The 17,890-nt window shown below is 63.4% G+C and carries 21 protein-coding genes and 1 tRNA gene; 15 read left to right on the top strand and 7 right to left on the bottom strand.

The window, feature by feature from the left end; genetic code table 11:
- Positions 1-6 precede the first annotated feature (6 nt).
- Positions 7-435 carry a PaaI family thioesterase gene (locus AC3WOB_RS26435; protein WP_492276657.1) on the top strand — a complete coding sequence of 143 codons (429 nt, stop codon included), beginning with the start codon at positions 7-9 and terminating at the stop codon, positions 433-435.
- A gap of 79 nt (positions 436-514) precedes the next feature.
- Here AC3WOB_RS26435 and AC3WOB_RS26430 read toward each other — a convergent pair whose 3' ends face one another.
- A complete protein-coding gene (locus AC3WOB_RS26430) occupies positions 515-1,489 on the bottom strand; it encodes a Bug family tripartite tricarboxylate transporter substrate binding protein (protein ID WP_492276656.1) in 975 nt (324 codons plus the stop codon).
- Between the two features lie 257 nt (positions 1,490-1,746).
- Here AC3WOB_RS26430 and AC3WOB_RS26425 point away from each other — a divergent pair, with 257 nt between their 5' ends.
- The 3 genes from AC3WOB_RS26425 to AC3WOB_RS26415 are packed head-to-tail and all read left to right on the top strand — an operon-like array spanning position 1,747 to position 4,723.
- Positions 1,747-2,928 (top strand): CaiB/BaiF CoA transferase family protein, encoded by a 1,182-nt coding sequence (locus tag AC3WOB_RS26425; RefSeq protein WP_492276655.1) that lies wholly within the window; start codon positions 1,747-1,749, stop codon positions 2,926-2,928.
- Between the two features lie 22 nt (positions 2,929-2,950).
- A complete protein-coding gene (locus AC3WOB_RS26420; RefSeq protein ID WP_492276654.1) occupies positions 2,951-3,919 on the top strand; it encodes a Bug family tripartite tricarboxylate transporter substrate binding protein in 969 nt (322 codons plus the stop codon).
- A gap of 12 nt (positions 3,920-3,931) precedes the next feature.
- A complete protein-coding gene (locus AC3WOB_RS26415) occupies positions 3,932-4,723 on the top strand; it encodes an enoyl-CoA hydratase (protein WP_492276653.1) in 792 nt (263 codons plus the stop codon).
- A gap of 38 nt (positions 4,724-4,761) precedes the next feature.
- On the opposite strand, the gene AC3WOB_RS26410 is transcribed toward AC3WOB_RS26415, so the two are convergent.
- Together AC3WOB_RS26410 and cls are read right to left on the bottom strand one after the other, a co-directional pair.
- Complete coding sequence (locus AC3WOB_RS26410) at positions 4,762-5,676, bottom strand: LysR family transcriptional regulator (protein ID WP_013395275.1); 915 nt, start codon at positions 5,674-5,676, stop codon at positions 4,762-4,764.
- Positions 5,677-5,708: 32 nt separating this feature from the next.
- The gene (gene cls, locus AC3WOB_RS26405; protein ID WP_492276652.1) at positions 5,709-7,166 is read right to left on the bottom strand and encodes a cardiolipin synthase; all 1,458 of its coding nucleotides are present in this window, start codon (positions 7,164-7,166) and stop codon (positions 5,709-5,711) included.
- A gap of 182 nt (positions 7,167-7,348) precedes the next feature.
- On the opposite strand from cls, the gene AC3WOB_RS26400 reads away from it, so the two are divergent.
- Positions 7,349-7,424 (top strand) — tRNA-His (locus AC3WOB_RS26400).
- Between the two features lie 15 nt (positions 7,425-7,439).
- Here the strand turns inward: AC3WOB_RS26400 and AC3WOB_RS26395 are convergent.
- Genes AC3WOB_RS26395 through AC3WOB_RS26385 form a run of 3 tightly spaced genes read right to left on the bottom strand, consistent with a single transcriptional unit; the run spans position 7,440 to position 8,971 of the window.
- Positions 7,440-7,781, bottom strand: a complete 342-nt coding sequence (locus AC3WOB_RS26395) for a site-specific integrase (protein ID WP_492276651.1) — start codon at positions 7,779-7,781, stop codon at positions 7,440-7,442.
- Between the two features lie 57 nt (positions 7,782-7,838).
- Positions 7,839-8,690 (bottom strand): IS3 family transposase, encoded by an 852-nt coding sequence (locus AC3WOB_RS26390; RefSeq protein ID WP_492276715.1) that lies wholly within the window; start codon positions 8,688-8,690, stop codon positions 7,839-7,841.
- Positions 8,648-8,971 carry a DUF1153 domain-containing protein gene (locus tag AC3WOB_RS26385; protein WP_492276650.1) on the bottom strand — a complete coding sequence of 108 codons (324 nt, stop codon included), beginning with the start codon at positions 8,969-8,971 and terminating at the stop codon, positions 8,648-8,650. Before AC3WOB_RS26385 ends, AC3WOB_RS26390 begins: the two co-directional genes overlap by 43 nt.
- A 267-nt stretch (positions 8,972-9,238) precedes the next feature.
- Here AC3WOB_RS26385 and AC3WOB_RS26380 point away from each other — a divergent pair, with 267 nt between their 5' ends.
- Together AC3WOB_RS26380 and AC3WOB_RS26375 are read left to right on the top strand one after the other, a co-directional pair.
- Complete coding sequence (locus AC3WOB_RS26380; protein WP_013395268.1) at positions 9,239-9,511, top strand: DUF6881 domain-containing protein; 273 nt, start codon at positions 9,239-9,241, stop codon at positions 9,509-9,511.
- A 473-nt stretch (positions 9,512-9,984) separates the two neighbouring features.
- Positions 9,985-10,641, top strand: a complete 657-nt coding sequence (locus AC3WOB_RS26375) for a DUF7424 family protein (RefSeq protein ID WP_013395267.1) — start codon at positions 9,985-9,987, stop codon at positions 10,639-10,641.
- 595 nt (positions 10,642-11,236) lie between these two features.
- Here AC3WOB_RS26375 and AC3WOB_RS26370 read toward each other — a convergent pair.
- A complete protein-coding gene (locus AC3WOB_RS26370) occupies positions 11,237-12,334 on the bottom strand; it encodes a S24 family peptidase (RefSeq protein WP_492276649.1) in 1,098 nt (365 codons plus the stop codon).
- 111 nt (positions 12,335-12,445) lie between these two features.
- Between AC3WOB_RS26370 and AC3WOB_RS26365 the strand changes: the two genes are divergently transcribed.
- The 8 genes from AC3WOB_RS26365 (at position 12,446) to AC3WOB_RS26330 (ending at position 17,806) form a co-directional block, all read left to right on the top strand.
- Complete coding sequence (locus AC3WOB_RS26365; RefSeq protein WP_492276648.1) at positions 12,446-13,276, top strand: YdaU family protein; 831 nt, start codon at positions 12,446-12,448, stop codon at positions 13,274-13,276.
- A complete protein-coding gene (locus tag AC3WOB_RS26360) occupies positions 13,263-14,006 on the top strand; it encodes a hypothetical protein (RefSeq protein WP_492276647.1) in 744 nt (247 codons plus the stop codon). Before AC3WOB_RS26365 ends, AC3WOB_RS26360 begins: the two co-directional genes overlap by 14 nt.
- The gene (locus tag AC3WOB_RS26355; protein WP_492276646.1) at positions 13,999-14,355 is read left to right on the top strand and encodes a hypothetical protein; all 357 of its coding nucleotides are present in this window, start codon (positions 13,999-14,001) and stop codon (positions 14,353-14,355) included. The genes AC3WOB_RS26360 and AC3WOB_RS26355 overlap by 8 nt, the downstream gene beginning before the upstream one ends.
- Positions 14,352-14,612, top strand: coding sequence for a hypothetical protein (locus AC3WOB_RS26350; protein WP_013395261.1), 261 nt, complete (start codon positions 14,352-14,354; stop codon positions 14,610-14,612). Before AC3WOB_RS26355 ends, AC3WOB_RS26350 begins: the two co-directional genes overlap by 4 nt.
- Before the next feature lie 300 nt (positions 14,613-14,912).
- The gene (locus tag AC3WOB_RS26345) at positions 14,913-15,446 is read left to right on the top strand and encodes a phage neck terminator protein (RefSeq protein ID WP_492276645.1); all 534 of its coding nucleotides are present in this window, start codon (positions 14,913-14,915) and stop codon (positions 15,444-15,446) included.
- 4 nt (positions 15,447-15,450) lie between these two features.
- On the top strand, positions 15,451-16,929 hold the full coding sequence (locus AC3WOB_RS26340; RefSeq protein ID WP_492276644.1) for a DUF3383 domain-containing protein: 1,479 nt from the start codon (positions 15,451-15,453) through the stop codon (positions 16,927-16,929).
- 9 nt (positions 16,930-16,938) lie between these two features.
- Positions 16,939-17,370 carry a phage tail fiber protein gene (locus AC3WOB_RS26335; RefSeq protein ID WP_013395258.1) on the top strand — a complete coding sequence of 144 codons (432 nt, stop codon included), beginning with the start codon at positions 16,939-16,941 and terminating at the stop codon, positions 17,368-17,370.
- A 1-nt stretch (position 17,371) separates the two neighbouring features.
- Positions 17,372-17,806, top strand: a complete 435-nt coding sequence (locus AC3WOB_RS26330) for a hypothetical protein (protein ID WP_013395257.1) — start codon at positions 17,372-17,374, stop codon at positions 17,804-17,806.
- Positions 17,807-17,890 lie beyond the last annotated feature (84 nt).

Here is a 17,890-nt window from a genome sequence, read left to right as displayed (position 1 = left end):
CCAGCCATGACAGACTCCATACCTTCCGGTTTTGCGCCCTGGCGCCCGAGCAGTCCCTTCATGGCGCATCTTGCCGAACTTGGCGCGCTGTACAAGCGCGACAGCGATAATGTGCTCGCGTTGCGCCTGGACCTGGCCCACACCAATATGCATGCCATTGCCCACGGCGGATTGCTGGCCACCCTGGCCGACAGCGCGCTGGGGCATACCATCGCCACTCAGGCGCAGGTGTCGGTTGTCACCGTGCAGATGTCGGTGGAGTACATGAACCCCGTCAAGCCCGGCGACTGGCTCGAGGCACACGTCCAGATCGACAAGCATGGCAAGCGCCTGATCTACGCCACTTGCCTGTTGCAGGTGGAAGGCCGTGTCATGCTCAAGGCCAACGCGGTGTTTGCCGTGCGCGCGGCGTCGGCGCCGGCGTCGGACGGCTAGCGTCCCGTCCCGCAGGTACCGGACAAGACCCTAGCGCCCGCGCCGGCCGCAAGGGCGGCCAGCGTCGCCTCTGCTGTGTCTACTCCACCTTGACGCCAGTGGTCTGAACCACGTTGCGCCATTTGGCGGTTTCGTCCGCGACAAAGCCGCTTACCTGTTTCGGCGTCATCGGGCCCAGCGGCTCGCTGTTCTGTCCGGCCAGGCGCTGAACCATTTCGGGCGAGTTCATGATCTGGTTGGTGGCTTCGTTCAGCTTGGCCACGATGGCCGGATCCGTGCCTGCAGGCGCGTAGAAGCCCAGCCAGGTGTAGACGTCCAGGCCGGGCGCGCCGGATTCCGCGAAGGTGGGAAGATCCGGGAACAGCTTGCTGCGTTCGGCGCTGGCGACGCCGATGGGACGCAGCTGTCCGGACTTGATGAAGGGCGCCACGCTCATCGCGTCCTGCACCGCGACCTTGAGTTCGCCCGAAACGACCGCGTTGGTGGCCGGCGACGCGCCCTTGTAGGGCACGTGTTCCATCGGCACCCCGGTAATCTTCTTCAACCATTCGCCGCCCAGATGGGTGGATCCGCCGAATCCCGCCGAACCATAGGGCACGCCAGGCTGCGACTTGCCCCAGCTGAGGAACTCGGGGATGGTCTTGACCGGCAGGCCCGCGTTGACCACCACCAGATTCGGCGCGCGGGCGAGAATCGAGATGGGTTCGAAGTCCTTGATCGGGTCATAGCGGACCTTGTCGTTGACCGCCGGGCCGATCACATGCCCGGTGGCGCTGACCAGCAGGGTGTAGCCGTCGTTCTTCTGGCGCGCGACCAATTCCGTACCTATCTGTCCGGCAGCGCCCGGCTTGTTCTCGACCACGAAGGTCTGGTTGAAGCGTTTGCCCAGTTCCGCCGACAGCAGGCGGGCGACGATGTCGGTCATGCCGCCGGGGGCGAAGGCCACCACGACGGTGACGGGATGGTCGGGGTACGCGGCGTGGGCGGCGCCCGCCGCCAGGCTGCTCGCGAGCAGCGCGCCGAGCGCGCCGCGTCGCAGGATATTGCGGATCATGGTTGTCTCCTGGAGTCTTGTCGTCAAGGCGGCGCGACTGCCGCCACGCCTCCGTGCGGCCAGTATGGAGGCGGCCTGCGCATTACTCCATCCGAAATATTCGAACCCAACTTTCGCGGTTTTCTAAAGGACTGTGCCGCTCCGCAGGGCGCGCCGGCGGCTTGAATGCCGACGAACACAGCGTTCGAAACATTCGACTCCTCACCGCGCAAGGTGGCCTGCATACTTTTCCGGATCGCCTGAATCACGGAGAAACTATGCTTCACAATGCCTTGCGCGGCGTCAAAGTCGTGGACCTGTCGCGCATCCTCGCGGGCCCATGGTGCACGCAGAACCTGTCGGACCTCGGTGCGCAAGTCGTCAAGGTGGAGCATCCCGACCGCGGCGACGATACGCGCGGCTGGGGGCCGCCAGACCTGCGGTCCACGGACGGTGGAGCCTCCATGTCGGCCTATTTCATGGCCTGCAACCGCGGCAAGCAATCCGTCGCCATCGACTTCGCCACCGAGGCTGGGGCCGCCCGCGTGCGCGAACTGGTCGCCGACGCCGACATCCTGGTCGAGAACTACAAGGCCGGCGGCCTGCGCAAGTACGGGCTCGACTATGCCTCGCTGGCTAGCGTCAACCCACGGCTCATCTACCTGTCCATCACCGGCTATGGCCAGTCCGGTCCCCTGGCGGGCAAGCCGGGATACGACTACGTATTCCAGGGCATGGGAGGACTGATGAGCTACACGGGGCAGACCGATGGCACGCCCGGCGCGGGGCCGCTGCGCACCGGCGTCGCGGTGGTGGACCTGATGACGGGCATGTACGCCACCTCCGCGGTGCTTGCCGCCTTGCGCCAGCGCGACCAGACCGGACAAGGCATGCCGCTGGATATATGCCTGCTTGACGTCGCGGTGGCGCTCAATGCCAACCAGGGCGCCAATTACCTGGTCTCGGGCGAGGCGCCCAAGCGCAGCGGCAACGCGCATCCGAATTGCGCGCCCTACGAGGTCTTCGCCTGCGCCGACGGCCACCTGATCCTGGCGATAGGCAACGACGGCCAGTTCGCGCGCTTCAGCGGCGTGGCCGGCCATCCCGAATGGGCGGCCGATGCGCGCTACGCGACCAACAGCGCGCGCCTGTCCCACATGGACAGCCTGCGGCCCCTGATCGCCGAAACCTTGGCGGCTGCGGCGCGCAAGCGCTGGACGGACGCCTTCGACGCGGCGGGCGTGCCCTGGGGGCCGATACACACCTTGGACGAGGTCTTCGCGCATCCGCAGGTGTTGCATCGCGGATTGCTGCAGACCGCCAATCATCCTGCCCTGGGAGAGGTGCGCCTGGTGCGCAATCCCATGCTGGCCGGCACCCCCGCCGAAGCGTTGGGGGCGGCGCCGCCGCTGTTGGGCGAACACACGGCAGCGGTGCTGCCGGATACCGCATTGCAGTAATACCCCACGAGGAGACAAAACAATGAAACTTTCCCGATTCCGCCTGGCGGCATGCGTCTGCCTGGTCTTGCCGGCCATGGCGGCCGCCGAATATCCCGACCGGCCCATCCGGTTGGTCGTCCCTTATGCCGTGGGAGGCACCACGGACATCATCGCCCGCGTGGTCGGCGGCAAGCTGGGCGAGCAGCTCGGCCAATCCGTGGTGATCGAGAACCGGCCGGGCGCCGGCGGCAGCATCGGTTCGGCCTACGCCGCCAAGCAGCCCGCCGACGGCTACACCCTGGTGATGGCCGTCGAAAGCTCGCATGCGGTCAATCCGAACGTCTACGCCAGGAGCGCCTACGATCCGGTCAAGGATTTTGCGCCCATCAGCAACCTGGCCGACGTGCCCAATGTGCTGGTGGTGAATCCGTCGCTGCCTGCGCAGGACCTGGCGGCGTTTCAACAGTTGCTGAAGGCATCGCCCGACAAATACGCCTTCGGCTCGTCCGGCAACGGCGGCCTGAGCCACATGAACGGAGAACTGTTCCTGAAGACCACCGGGACCCGCATGCTGCACGTTCCCTACAAGGGGCTCGGACCGGCGCTGAATGATCTGGTGGCAGGGCAGGTGCAGGTCGTATTCGACAACATCCCGTCTTCCTATCCGCTGATCCAGGCCCAGCGCATCCGCCCGCTGGCCGTGGCGGCCAAGCGCAGGCTCAAGGTATTGCCGGACGTGCCGACCTACGCCGAGGCCGGCTTGCCGGCCATGAACAACCCCTCATGGTTCGGCTTGGCCGCACCCGCGGGCACGCCGCCAGCGGTGCTGGACAGGCTGAACGCGGCCGTGCGGCAGGCCCTGGCCGATCCGGCGACGGCGGACGCCATCGAGAAGCAGGGCGCCGTGCCCAGCCCGATGTCGCGGGACGAGTTCGGCGCGCTGATCGCGCAATCCTACGGCCACTGGAAAACGGTGGTCGAGGACATCAAGTTCGAGAAGATGCAATAACAAGGAGGTTTCATGAGCACCAGATCCCACGTCATTCCCCATGCCCGAGCCGAGATCGAGGAGTCCGGCATAGCCACCTTGACCATGCTGGACGCCGGCGCACTGAACATCCTGAGCACGCCTGTGATAGACGGCCTGCGGGACGCGCTGGCATGGCTGCGCGCGGATGAGTCGGTCCGCGTGCTGGTGCTGCGCGGCGCCAGCGACCGCGCCTTCGTCGCGGGCGCCGATATCGCGGAAATGGCCGCGCTCGACGAGCCGACGGCGCAGCGCTTCATTTCGAACCTGCGAGACCTTTGCAATGACGTCCGCCATTTCCCGGCGCCCGTCATCGCGCGCATTCCTGGCTGGTGCCTGGGGGGCGGCTTGGAATTCGCCCTGGCTTGCGACCTGCGCATCTGCGCCGATCACGCACAGTTCGGCATGCCCGAGGTGAAGGTGGGCATACCCTCGGTGATCCATGCGGCGCTCATGCCGCGCTTGATCGGCGCCGCCAACAGCGCCTGGATGCTGTTGACGGGCGATCTGATCGATGCGCGGCGCGCGCAGGACTGGGGCCTGGTGAACGCCGCCGTGCCTCAGGCCGAGTTGGACAGCGCCGTCCGCAAGCTGGCGGAAGGATTCGCCGCGCTGGGGCCGGCCGTGTTGCGTCAGCAAAAGAAGCTGTTGCGCCGGTGGGAGACCATGCCGGTGGATGAGGCGATCGAGGACAGCGTTGGTGAATTCGCCGTGGCGTTTAACACCGGTGAACCGCAGAAGTTCATGAACGAATTCCTGGAAAACAAGCGCCGCGCCAAAGCCTGATGCGGTCCACGCCGGGACGCCTGGCTCCTGACGAAGTATCAGTCCTGCTCGCGCGTGGCCGCCACGATGGGATCGTCGAGCAGGTACTCGGCGACCTGCTCGACGAAGGGCGAGGGCGGCACCCCCGCCTGAGTGACCAGCGTCAGTTCGCGCAGGGCCCAGGGTTCGCTCAGGGCTACGGCCGCAATCCGCTTTTCGCGCAATGCGTTGGCGGCCACGCTGCGCGGCACCAGCGACACGCCCACGCCCGCTTCCACCATGGACAGCACCGCGTCGAAAGTATGCACGTGGATGCGTACCTTGGGCGTCTTGCCGGCCAGCTTGGCCATGTCGCACAGGAACACATAGTTGCTGCTGTTGCGGCTCATGCAGACGAAATCCAGGTCCAGCACCGCAGGGAAGCGTACGGGCGAGCTTTCCACCACCGGGTGGTTCAAGGGGGCGGCAATGATCAGTTCGTCGACCGCATAGCGCATGGCGTTGACGCCGGCGGACTTGGCGCGGCCTGCGAAGATGCCGATGTCGGCTTCCTGGCCGGCGATGGCCGCCTCGATCGTATTGCTGGAACGCTCTTCAAGCAGGATGTTGACGTTGGGGTTGGCCGACAGGAAACGGCTCAGGCTAGGCACGATGAAGCCGTTGAGAGAGCTGCTGTTGGCGAACAGCTTGACGCTGCCCTTCAGGCCGCTGGCGAAGCCGCTGACCTCTCCGTGCATGCGCTCGACCCCGGCCAGCAGCGAGCGCACATGCTTGAGCACGAAGGTCCCTTCCACCGTCAGTTCCATGCCGCGGGCTTCGCGCTTGAACAGCGGCACGCCCATCGCGAACTCCAGGTTCTTCAGCCGGTAGCTGGCCGAGGACGCCGTCAAGTGCACGGCGTTGGCCCCGCCAGACAGGCTTTTTGCCTCGGCGATCGCGAGGAACAGGCGGAGATCGGTAAGTTCGTAGCGCATCGCGCAAGATTACCGTAGTTGCGGCGGCATCGTCACAAATAGGGCGTGGCCAGCCAGATCACCTTGTTGCGCAGGCGCTTGGCGAACGGCGCCCGCAGCAGGTTTTCCAGCGTTTCGCGCCGGCCTTGCGCGATCAACCCGTCGACCCGCGCGCCGATCCAGCGCGCCACGCCCGGATCGTAGATTTCGGTGTCCAGCTCGAAATTCAGCCGCAGGCTGCGCGGGTCCAGATTGGACGAGCCCACATAGGCCCAGGCATCGTCCACCGTCATCAGCTTGGAATGGTCGAACGCGCCATGCGAGCGCCAGACCCGGCAGCCCGTGCGCACCACCTGGTCCAGCTGCGCCGTCATGGCATAGTCGACCAGCCGCAGATTGTTCTTGCCGGGAATCACGATATCCACCACCACTCCGCGCCGCGCGGCCGTGGCCAGGGCTCCGATCAGCGTCTGGTCGGGCAGGAAGTAGGGCGACTGGATACGTACATGGCGCTGCGCCACCGCCAGCGCGCCCAGCAGCATATTGTGCGTGCTGCCCAGGGCGCGGTCGGGGCCTGACGGCACGCAGCGCATCGGCACGTCGCCCGTGGGCGGCAGGGCCTCGGGATCGAACCAGGGCTTGGCAGGCAGCGATTCGTGGGCCGTGAAGTTCCAGTCGTGCGCAAACACCGACATCAACTGCGTCACGATCGGCCCTTCCACCCGGAAGTGGGTATCGCGGTTAGTGCCGTCGCCCGCCAGCGCGCTGACAAAGGCCGCGCGCACGTTCATGCCGCCGGTAAAGCCCACGCGTCCATCGACCACCAGCACCTTGCGGTGGCTGCGCAGATTGGCATAGGGCATGCGCAGCACGCCCAGCGGATTGGTCATGAAACGAGCCACCGGCACCCCGCCGCGCGACAGCATGCGCACGATGGGCGGGCGCGAATACTTGGAGCCGATGGCGTCGATCAGCACCCGCACCTCGACCCCGCGTTCGCGCGCCTCGATCAGCGCCTGCGCCATCTCGCGGCCTATGGCGTCGTTGTCGAAGATGTAGCTCTGCATCGCCACCGCGTGGCGCGCTTCGCGGATCGCCTGCAGCATCGCCGGATAGGCCTCGTCGCCGCCGGCCAGCGGCCGCACCGCGTTGCCGCCCAGCAGGCGGAAGCGGCTGACACGGTCGCCCAACACCTTCAGCGACGAGAACTGCTGGCCCGAGATCGGCGCCACGTCCACGGGCGCGGTCTCGACCTGCTCCGCATCCACCACCATCGCCTCGTCGCGCTGCTGCGACAGCCGCGTCTTGCGGATCCGGTTGATGCCTGCCACGAAATAGAACAGCGCGCCGAACAGCGGCGAAAACAGCGCCACCCCCACCCAGCCGATGGCCGCCCGCACGTCCTGCTTGGTCATCGCGGCATGCACCGCCGCGCCCGTCCCGGCTACGATGCTGATGGCAAAAACCAGATGGGGCCAATAATCGATCAAGATTGCGTGTATGCGGTCCATGGCGATGGCGTAAGCGCGGCCTCCGTAGATGATCAATGGCGAAGGATAGCAAGGCGGCTGGCCCTGGCAAGTGGGGAAGTGGCGGCTGTTTTCACATCTTCAAAAAAACGTGCTAGAATTCGGCCTCTTCGTTGTTGAGCAGCTTTCAAAGCGGCGCGGCAAGGAAGAAAGCAGTACCAGAGGTGGCTGTAGCTCAGTTGGTAGAGTCCTGGATTGTGATTCCAGTTGTCGTGGGTTCGAGCCCCATCAGCCACCCCAAGAATTCCCCTTACATTACAGACGCTTAGGCGTCTGTTTTGCTTTCTCGGGGAGATTCTGGGGAGAAATCGCCGTTTCTAGCCGGCTCATCTCCAAGTCGTTCTGATCTCCATCCAGCCATTTGGAATAGGTTTTCAGGAACATCTCCACGCTGTGGCCCAATTGCTTCGCGCAGAAGGCCGGCGTCATCCCAGCCATCAGCATGACCGTCGCATACGTGTGGCGCATGTTGTACGGCCGTCTGTAGCGAATTCCAAGAAGTTTCAGCGTCGCCGTCCAGAAGCTGCGCCGGAATGCGCGCTCGTCCTCCCACTGTGCCGAATAGCGCGGGTCGCTGAATACCGCAGCGCCTGCCACCTGAGTGTGCTGGCGCTGGGCCTGGATTGTGTATTGACCCAGCAGAACCTGCTCAGGTTAAGCGGCTAATGCAAATGCCTCAGCCGGGGTCTTCATGTCGAGCGCCTGGTGCGGGCGCCGGTGGTTGTAAAAGCGTATCCAATCACCTATCACGCGGCTGGCGTGCTGGATGGTCTCGAAGCGATGCCGATGCGCGCACTGTTCTTTGAGTGTGCGTATCACCCGTTCGACCATGCCGTTCTGTTGAGGGCAATGCGGCGTGATGAACTCCTGGTGTAACCCGTAACCTCGCACCAGTGCGGTATAGCTGCGGGAGGTGAAGACCAGACCGTTATCGGATCGCAGCAGGAACGGAGCGGGAACCCGGCCAAGCGTGCCGAAGCGGGCGATCAGGGCGTGTTCCAGCGCGCTGCCCGCAGTGCAGGCTTTACCACTACGCGACAGATGCCAGCCGAGGAGTTCGCGCGTGTGGCAGTCGATCACCAACGCCAACGTTGCCCAGCTGTCACGTCCTGCCCAGACGCGGCACAGATCCGTGGACCAGCGCTCATTGGGCATCGTCGCCACCGACGGTAGCGCCTGGATGCGAGGTCTGAAGCCAATCGGCCGTTTGCGGACTTGCCAGCCCATCAGTTGGAACACGCGTTGCACGGTGTTCTTGTTGAACCCCAACAAGTGAGCAACCGTTCGGTACCCAAATGACGGCGATTCTTCAATCATCGCCTTGATTGGCGCAGCGAACTTGGGGTTGACCTTCGACGCCGACTTCACCGCCTTGTAGTACACCGTGCGGCGCGGCACTCCGAACCATCGGCACAGCTTGGCGATCGAGACGGTTATACCGTCGGCTTGCAGTCCCTGATGGATCATCTCGATCGCTTCTCGTCCTCGCCCAACAGGGACTGCAATTTTTTTCTGGCACGCAACTCCAGCATCGCTTCGCCGTACGCCTCTTGCAGATCTTTGAGCTGGCGCTCGTACTGCTCCCGAACATCTTGCGGATTCGCCCTGAGCGCGTTCTCCATGCCCCGCTTGCCATCATCGACCCACTGCTCCACTTCCGAGGGCGACAGGTCGTACTGGCGGCTGGCCTCGGCCACTGTGGTCTTGCCTTGAATAATGTCCAGCACCAGCGCGCTCTTGCGCTTCGCGGTCCAGCGTTTGATGTCGTCTTCCATCTTCGTGCTCATCGTCTATTTCCTTGATTATGACGTGGGCAGGTTTTCACTGGGTCAATACACGGCTGCAATATCGGGGCAGCGTAGGAGAGCGTTGGCGTCGAAAGTGCCCTCCCCATGCTTCGCGTGATATTGCTTTGTGAGCACGAAGGGCACCACCCCGCACGCGGGGCATGAGCCGGGGCTATCAGCGGACCTTGAGGCAGGAGAGCATCCGGAACCGGCGTAGTGGCTAGCCCGCCAGCGAGGTGACGAAATATGAACTCAGAGGAGCATTGGATGGAGTACATCAGTGTGGTTTGGTCATCCGGATCTAAGGAGGATCCAATTCGGATGGTTTCGGAGCTAGACGCGGACCGCTTCGAGCGTCGGAAGCTGGAATTTTTTGAGGACGGAAGCGTTGATGCTGCTTCCGATTTTCAGGAGACGCCGAGGACAGCGCTTGGGACGATGGCTGTGCCGACGGTCGAAGAGATCAATATCGATCGGCAGTTCACAGCTCAATTGATTACAGCTGCCGATTTCGAGGCCCTTTGGGACGCATGCAGATAGTCGGCCGCCAGCTTCGGTAAGCGCTGACTCGCAGCGCTGGCCGAAACCGCCTGGTCGAGTACCAGGCGTTTCTCTACCGTCTATCCGGCCTGTCTCCACTTTCAGTGCTTCGCTTGCGTTGGTCTTCCGCGGCGGTGGCACCCGGTTGCTGTTTCGCACCACCTACGTGGAACTGGGCGCGCCCGCGCGCGGCCCCGATGTGGGGCATTGGCTATGTTCGTTCTCCTTGTTAATCAGTATGCGAATCCTGAAAGAAACGGGCCAGACTCGACACTGGCTGTTTGCGCTAATGTCTACCGCCGAGGTGTCCCAGGGGCGACTGCGTGTGACCGGTTACCGGCGCAAAAAAGCCGCTCAAGGCGGGCAACCAATCTGCAGTGATTTGGATACAAATCGTCGGGAATTGTTAAAGTGAGAAGGCTTGCCCCCAATTGCACGCACAAGTGGGCGTCGACATCGCATATGGAGAAAAAATGTCGAGAGTAAAAAAAGCCGCCTTGTTAGCCTTTGCCACGGCCTTGATCGCTGGCTGCAAGACAACGGTCGAGACTGAGGTCAGCCTATCCGACCTGCTTACCTCGCCGACCAAGCAACTCGCAGGCAATCTACTGGTGGAGGTTCCAGCCTGCGAAAGTCTTGAGGATTCGCGCCAGCCCTCGGAGGTCTTGCTGGACGTGCAGCAAGCCGTTCCAGGCATTTTTTCCGATGCTAAGTACGCAGAGTGTTATCGAAAGGGGTTCAATTCATTCGCACGATTCTCATTGCCGATTTTTCTCGACAAAGACAGGGACGGAAAGCTCGCGTCGGATTCGCACATCAACTTGGGATCCAATGAGGAGGGGCTACTGTCGGTCGGCGTTCCTCAGAAAATCAAGGCCAAGATTGTTGCCGCTCAAAAAAATTCTCCGATCGGCGCCACGGACTTGAAGTTCACCATCAAGGTAAGGAATGACACGGGTAAAGACTTCACGTTTTCCGCCCTTGCGGTCTTCATTGATCAAGCGCCGCATGTGTTCAGCACGTTGACCTCCAAGGCGGGAGGGGCGTTCGTCGTAACTCTATCGGACGTTTCTGCGAAAGCCGCCGTTGACAATGGGGGCGCATTGGTTTTGCTGCACAAGTCGGAATAGTGCTCCTCTCTGTTTTTGCGCAAGCGGTGTTTCTAGGCAGGAGCGCTGGAGGCGGGCTTTTGGGGAAGGGCGGCTTGGTAGGCTGGCTCCAGAGGGCCAGTACCGGCACTACCGCCTTCTTTGCTCGCGAATTCAAGTGACCTTTGTCTTGGTGGCGCATCAGCAACAGAAGGCCTATTCCGTTAGCCACATCTACCGGATGTTCGGCATCAGCCGCTCTGGCTACTACGTCCGTGCGCTGCGGCGGTGAGAGATGCCAGCGGTGGAATGCTGACCTTGGAGTCGACCGCATTCCGATAAGTGGAGTGGCCCCAGGCAAGGAAATTCAAGCCCTAACGGCGCCTACAGCCTGGCTTTTGCGATTTCGACGGCCAAGCCAGACTCGCTTCGGTAAGATCGCTCGCTGCCTGGTAGACAGAGTATCCTGCCCCGCTCGGGGCATCCCAGGGTCTTTGAGCTGCTTGGGTTCGTTGGGCGGCGGCTATTGCCAGTTGCGGGTCGCCAGGAGTTTCCGGCTAGTTGTCGGGGGCCATTCCTCCCGGCGGAATCCGCCAGGCGGTAAGTCGGTCAGGGCCGAGAGTGTCCGAGACTCCCATCACTCAGCCCGCCACCGCCCCGCCTCATCATCCCGCAACCGTGCACCCGCCCACACAACCCGCCCCAGCACCCGCACCGATGCCCCGTTCTCCAGCGGGATGTCATCGTGCAAGGAATTGAACGATCGCGCCACCCATTGCCCGGTTAGCCGTTCCCTGGCCACCGTCTTCACGATCATCTTGCCGTCGTAGTTGATGGCATAGACGCCGCCGGCGGCGATGTCCTGCAGCGTCAGGCTTTCGTTGGGGACCACCAGCAAGGCAGCGCCGTCACGGATGACGGGTTCCATGCTGTCGCCTTTCGCGTACACGACGCGCCCCTTGCCGTTGTCCGCGCCTACCGACCGCAGGAATGACTTGCGGAACTGGATCATGCCGGTTTGCTCTTCGGCGTGGTTTTCGATCGGGTCGCCCGCCGCCAGGCGCACATCGGCCAGCTCGGGAACCTTCTCGAATCTGTCGTTGGCCGCGGGCGGCTCACCCACTCCCACATTCGCCACCACGCCAGTCTGCGTGCTGATCCGGACGCGGCCTTCGCGCTCGGTCTGGTGCGTGGTCTTGCCGCCCTCCCACGGCGCCGCGGGCAGGCCATCGATGCGCAGGGGGAATTCGTCGCGCGACAGATAGCTGTCTATCAGCGAGTCGCTGCGCAGGACCGTCGGCATCGGCGGCGCGGCAGGGGTAGGCGAGACATCGATCCCCAACTTCAGTTGAGCGATCGCCAATGCAAGCGCGCCCTGCAGCTTGTTCAGCTGGTCCGGGGGCAAGGCGCGCACTTGTTCTTCCGGGATGCCAGGGAAGGGCCAGGGCGCAGGGGGAATTGCCAGCGCAGCGGCTGCAAGGGAGCCATCGCGTGCAGGCAGTTTCGGCGGGCTGCCGTCATACAGCCATTGCGCGTTCACGCGCAGCAGCGGGGCAACCTTGATGCAGGTTGCCATGTCCATGCCGTTGGAGCCATTGAACCAATGCGTTGCCGCGCCGGAAGAGGCGCCTGCTGCCTTCCATAGGTCTGTCTTGGTCAGGCGTGGTTCGGCCGCGTCCGCCCGGCGGGTCGCTTCCTCGTTGAACGCCTGTGTGATTCGCTTCTGAAAGGTCATCTTAGGATGCTAAACAAAAACAATCTTAGTTGGCTTGCATTTAGAATCTTAGCATTCTAAGATTTAAAAATGATAGTCGGGTAAGAACGGGCGGAGGATGCAGGAGCACGCATGAACTACTACAGCCACAACATAGGCGACTACGCCCAGGCCACGGCGCACCTCAGCCTGGTTGAGGATGCCATTTATAGCCGTCTGCTGCGCCGGTACTACGCGGAAGAGCAGCCCATCGTGGACCACCTGCAGCAGGTATTCCGGTGGGTGGGGGCGCGGACCGAGGAAGAAAGGGAAGCCGCCACGCAGGTCCTGTCCGAGTTCTTCGTCTTGCGGGACGGCCATTGGCACAACAAGCGCGCGGACGTGGAGATTGCCGCTTATCACCTCAAGGCCGAGACCGCCAAAGCCAACGGCAGGCGGGGAGGCCGGCCGAGGCAGGGCGACCGCAGTCCGGAACAACCCAGCGGGTTTCCCATGGGTTCCGACGAGGAACCCGGCCATGGCCGGGAAAAAAACCGATCCGAAGCTAACCAAGAACCAGGAACCAAGAACCAGGAACCAGAAGATCACCCCTCCACCCCTCGCAAGCGAGGCAGCGCATTCGACGCCTCCGTGATCGATCTCCCGGATTGGCTCGACCGCGAGGACTGGGTCAGCTGGATTGCCGATCGCAAGGCACGCAAAAAGCCGGTGACCGAGCAGGGCGCCAGACGTCAGTTGCAGCAGCTTGCTGGCTATCTCGCCGAAGGGCACCAGCCGGGCGCCGTGATCGCAAACAGCATCGCGGGCGGGTATCAGGGCCTCTTTCCTCCGCGTACCCGGAACAACCCCACGACAGGCAGGGCGCAACGCCTGGCCGACTGGACCGATGAACTGCGCGAGGTCCTGGCCGACAAAGGCCGCTCGCGCGAACGATACATGGGGACGATCGATGCCAGCCGCTGACGTCCAGCCCGCCACCCTGGGGGCGCTGGTGGTGAATGAAATGCTGCTGATGTACGGCGCCAAGTTCGCGCAGCAATGGCAGGGCCTGACGGCGCGGGAGCTGAAAGATTCATGGAATCAGAAACTGGCGGGCCTGGATGAAGTCCAGGTACGCCGTGGCCTGGTCGCTTGCCTCACCCAGGAATGGCCGCCGACGCTGCCGCAGTTCATCAAATCATGCTGCCCATGGATGGTCCCGGAAGTGGCCTATCACGAGGCGGTGCGCGGCATGTCCGCCCGCAGGCGGGGCGAACTGGGCGCCTGGTCGCATCCGGCGGTGTACTGGGCCGCGGTAGGCGTCAGCACGGTGGATCTGCTGGGCTGCACCTATGGGGCGATCAAGGCGCGGTGGGAGAAGACCTTGAACGAGGAACTGGCGAAGGGCGCATGGGCGGACATCCCGTTGCCGCGCCCAGCGCTACCGGCGCCCGGACAGACCATGGCGACGCGCGCCGAGGCCGAGGCAGCGCTCAAGAAAATGGGCGCGCAGAAGGTATTGAGGGACCGTGGGCGCCCGCATCGGAGCTGGATCGAAAAGTGGGAAGCGCGCATCGCGCGCGGCGATTACCCGAGCAAGGGCATTGCCGACATGATCCAGCGCGCCAAGGGCGAAAGCCAGGAAACAGCGGACCGTCTGAAGAACGGTCCCAACGGCAAGACAGGTAAACAATGCGAGGTGGCTGATGAGTAAATTGACGGGCGACGATTTGATATGGAACTGGGTACGGTGGACCTGGTCCGGCGCTACCGTGGGGAACATGGAGGTGTACGTGTCCGAAGAGGAGGACTACCGGCCCATCAACCATCACCACGCCATGGAGGTCGAGGCGATGCATGCCGCGCTGCCCTGGCACGAGCGGATGATCATTATCGCCGAGTACCCACAGAAAAACGTGATGTTCGGCCAGCTGGAGGGCAGGGCGCGCATCGCGAAAGCGCTGGACTGGATCGCCGATACGACAGGCGTAGCCCTGACCGAAACCGAATACAAACTGTACCTGGGCCTGTTTCGCAGCCTGGTCGAAAGGAGACTGGCGTGAAGTACGCGCACGAGGTGATGGATTTGATGGCCTGCTATCCCGGGCGCTCATTCCGCTTGATGGAGCTGGTGCGGCACGTGTCGCATGGCCGCTCTTTGTCCCTTCCGGAAAAGACGCGCATGCAAAGAGGGATTCAGCGGGCCATGGATGCGCTGCAAGATACCGGCAGCGTGCTGATTCAAGAGCCTGTAGCGGGCGGCCACGGGCGGACCTACGCATGGCGTGTGACGGTTCCGTCACAAGCCCCCGCCCCTTAGGTCACGCAATCGGTCACAATGGGTCCGGGGCATTGCGTCCCCAGGAAATGAAGCCTCGGCCACGCGCCGGGGCTTTTTGCTTTTGGGCATGTTGCCTTGGCCTCTTCGGCAGGGCGCCGACTCGATTCTGCATGGCGTGTGACGGTTCCGTCACAAGACCCCGTTTCTCAGGTCACGCAATCGGTCACAATGGGCCCGGGGCATTGCGCCCCTAGCAAATGCAGCCCCGGCCAAGTGCCGGGGCTTTTGCATTTTGGCGCTTCGTTTCGATGCGTACTTCTTTGGCAGGACTCCTACTCCATGAGCGTTCAGATCTGCATCACAGAAGACCAGCTGGTAGCGGACCTCGTCGCCTTCTTCAAGACCTTGGTCGACTGCGAAGTTGTCCGCGGCCTGCCCAATTGGGTTCCCACTCCGCCGCGCGAGTGCATCGTCATCACGCCGCTGGCGGCGCTTGGACTTTCTGTTCCGGTCATGGCCTACGCCGATCCGTCGCCCGCGGCGGGAACGCGCAGCATGACCCAGGCCACGCAATGGTCTGCCCGGGTGGATGGCTACGGGGCGCGGGCCCAGGATCTGGCGCTCGCGCTATCGATCGCCTGGCGCAGCCAGTACGGATGCGAGTTCCTGGGGAGCCTAGGTAGAGCCCAGCCGCTATATGCGGGCGAGCTCAGGCAATTGCCTTTTGATAGCGGAGCAAGTCCGACTTTCGAGCGGTGGTCATTCGACGCCGTCCTGCAGTTCAACCCATCCATCACAGTGCCGCAGCAGTTCGCGGACCAACTTCACGTGGGCCTCATCGAGGCCGACACCACCTACCCTACGGGAGCTTAACGCTATGTCCATTCCCGCCAGTGAAATCGTCCAGGTAGTCCCTGGCGTGATCGCAGCCGGCGGATCGGCGCTCGACTTGAACGGCCTGATCCTGACCAACGATACCGCCGTCCCCATCGGCTCCGTCCAGAGTTTCGCGACCGCGCGCGACGTACAGCGCTTCTTCGGTCCGACCTCGACCGAGGCCGCCCTGGCCGACGTCTACTTCAACGGGTTCGACAACTCGACCCGCAAGCCGGGCAATCTGCTGTTCGCTCAATATCCGACGGCAGCGGCTTCGGCCTATCTGCGTGGCGGTTCCATGGCCACGGTGACGCTGGCCCAGCTGCAGGCGCTGTCCGGCATCCTGACGGTGACCGTTGATGGCGTGGCCAAGACCTCCGCCAGCATCGACCTGTCGACGGCGACGAGTTTCTCGAATGCCGCTGCAACCATCGAGGCGGCGTTCACCACGCTGGGCGCAAGTTGCACCTATGACGCGCAGCGTGCCGCCTTTATCATCACCTCGGCTACCGACGGCGTCGCCAGCACGGTGTCCTATGGCAGCGGCACCATCGCGTCGGGCTTGAAGCTGACGCAGGGCACAGCCGCGGTTCTGTCGCAGGGCGCGGCGGTTGGCGTTCCGGCAGTGGACATGGGCCGGATCACCGACCTGACCCAGAACTGGGCGGCGTTCATGACGACGTTCGAACCCGATACGGCCGGCAAGGTGGCGTTTTCGGCCTGGACCAATGCCCAGGGCGATCGCTACGCCTACGTTGGCTGGGACACCGACGTCACCGCCGCGCAGCAGGGCAATACGTCCAACTGGGCCGCTATCGTCAGCGCCAACGAGTACTCGGGCTCCGTGCCGGTCTACAAGGACGTTCAGCACGCGGCCTTTGTGCTGGGCATGGTGGCGTCGCTCGACTTCGAACGTACCAACGGCCGCGCCACCCTGGCGTTCAAGGGCCAGTCGGGCCTCGCGTTTTCTGTCACCGACGCCACCACCGCGCAGACCCTGATCGACAACGGCTACAACTTCTATGGCGACTACGCGACCAGCAACGATCGCTTCCGTTTCCTCTACCCTGGCCAGGTCAGCGGCAACTGGAAGTGGGTCGACACCTACGTCAACCAGATCTGGCTGAACGCGGCGTTCCAACAGGCGCTGATGACGTTGCTGACCCAGGTGAACTCCATCCCCTACAACATCGACGGCTACACGCTGATCGACGCTGCCTGCCTGGACCCGATCAACGCCGCGGTCAACTTCGGCGCCATCCGCGCCGGCGTGACGCTGTCGAGCCAGCAGAAGGCGCAGATCAACAGCCAGGCCGGCGTGGATATCTCCGACACGCTCCAGACCCGCGGCTGGTATCTGCAGATCAAGGACGCGACGCCGCAGGTGCGGGAGGCCCGCGGCACCCCGCCCATGACGTTCTGGTACCTGGACGGCGGTTCCGTCCAGCAGATCACCCTGGCCTCGCTGGCCATTCTTTAAGGATTCAACATGGCGACTTTGACCAGTGCCAACTCGGTTCTGATGCTTGCGGTGGGCGGCGTGTTTCCGGTGCCGCAGAAGATCGAGGGCTATGCCTCCGAAAGTGCCTTCACCTTCGAGGCTGCCACGCCCGCGCAGGTAACCATGGGCGTGGACGGCCGCATGTCGGCCAGCTACGTGCCGGTTCCCCGCGTGCAGATCATCACGATCCAGCCCGACTCCCCGTCCATGCGCGTCTTCGAGATCTGGATGGCGGCCAGCGAAACGGCCCGGGAAGTGTTCTATGCAAACGGCACCCTCAACATCCCGTCGATCGATCGCAAGTACACGCTGACCCGCGGTGTGCTGACGCAGATTCCGCCGGCGCCGGACGCCAAGGCGATGCTCCAACCCATGGCGTTCCAGATCACCTGGCAAAACGTCTCGCCGGCGTTGGTGTGACATGGCTAGAAAGCAGACAACCCTGACCATCGGCGCCGAAGGGCGCGACAAGGGCAAGGTGTTCATCCTGACGGAGCTTTCTGCCTACGAGGCCGAGGAATGGGCCGGCCGGGCACTGTTTTCGTTGATGAACGCCGGGGTGGAAATCCCGGACAACATCGCCGAGGCAGGGCTGGCCGGCGTGGCCGCCATGGGCATGAAGGCCATCGCCAAGCTGCCTTTCGACAGCGCCAAGCCGCTGCTGGACAAGATGATGGATTGCGTGCAGATCCAGCCCAGCCCGAATGTGACGCGTGAGCTCATGTCCGGCGATGTCGAGGAGGTGGCGACCCTGTTCACGCTGCGCAAGAAAGTCCTGGGCTTGCACTTGGATTTTTTTACGGCCGCCGCCCCATCGACTTCGGGCTCCAAGTCCACAACGGCGGCACGCGCCTGATCCGCTACGCCAATATTCCCCGGATTATTGGCGCGGTGATTTCCCGGCACCCGGGCCTGCTGCACGATCTGCAGACGGTCTATG

Source organism: Achromobacter sp. FW305-C-30-7, from assembly GCF_058783105.1.
This window is presented reverse-complemented; position numbering and strand designations above follow the sequence as displayed.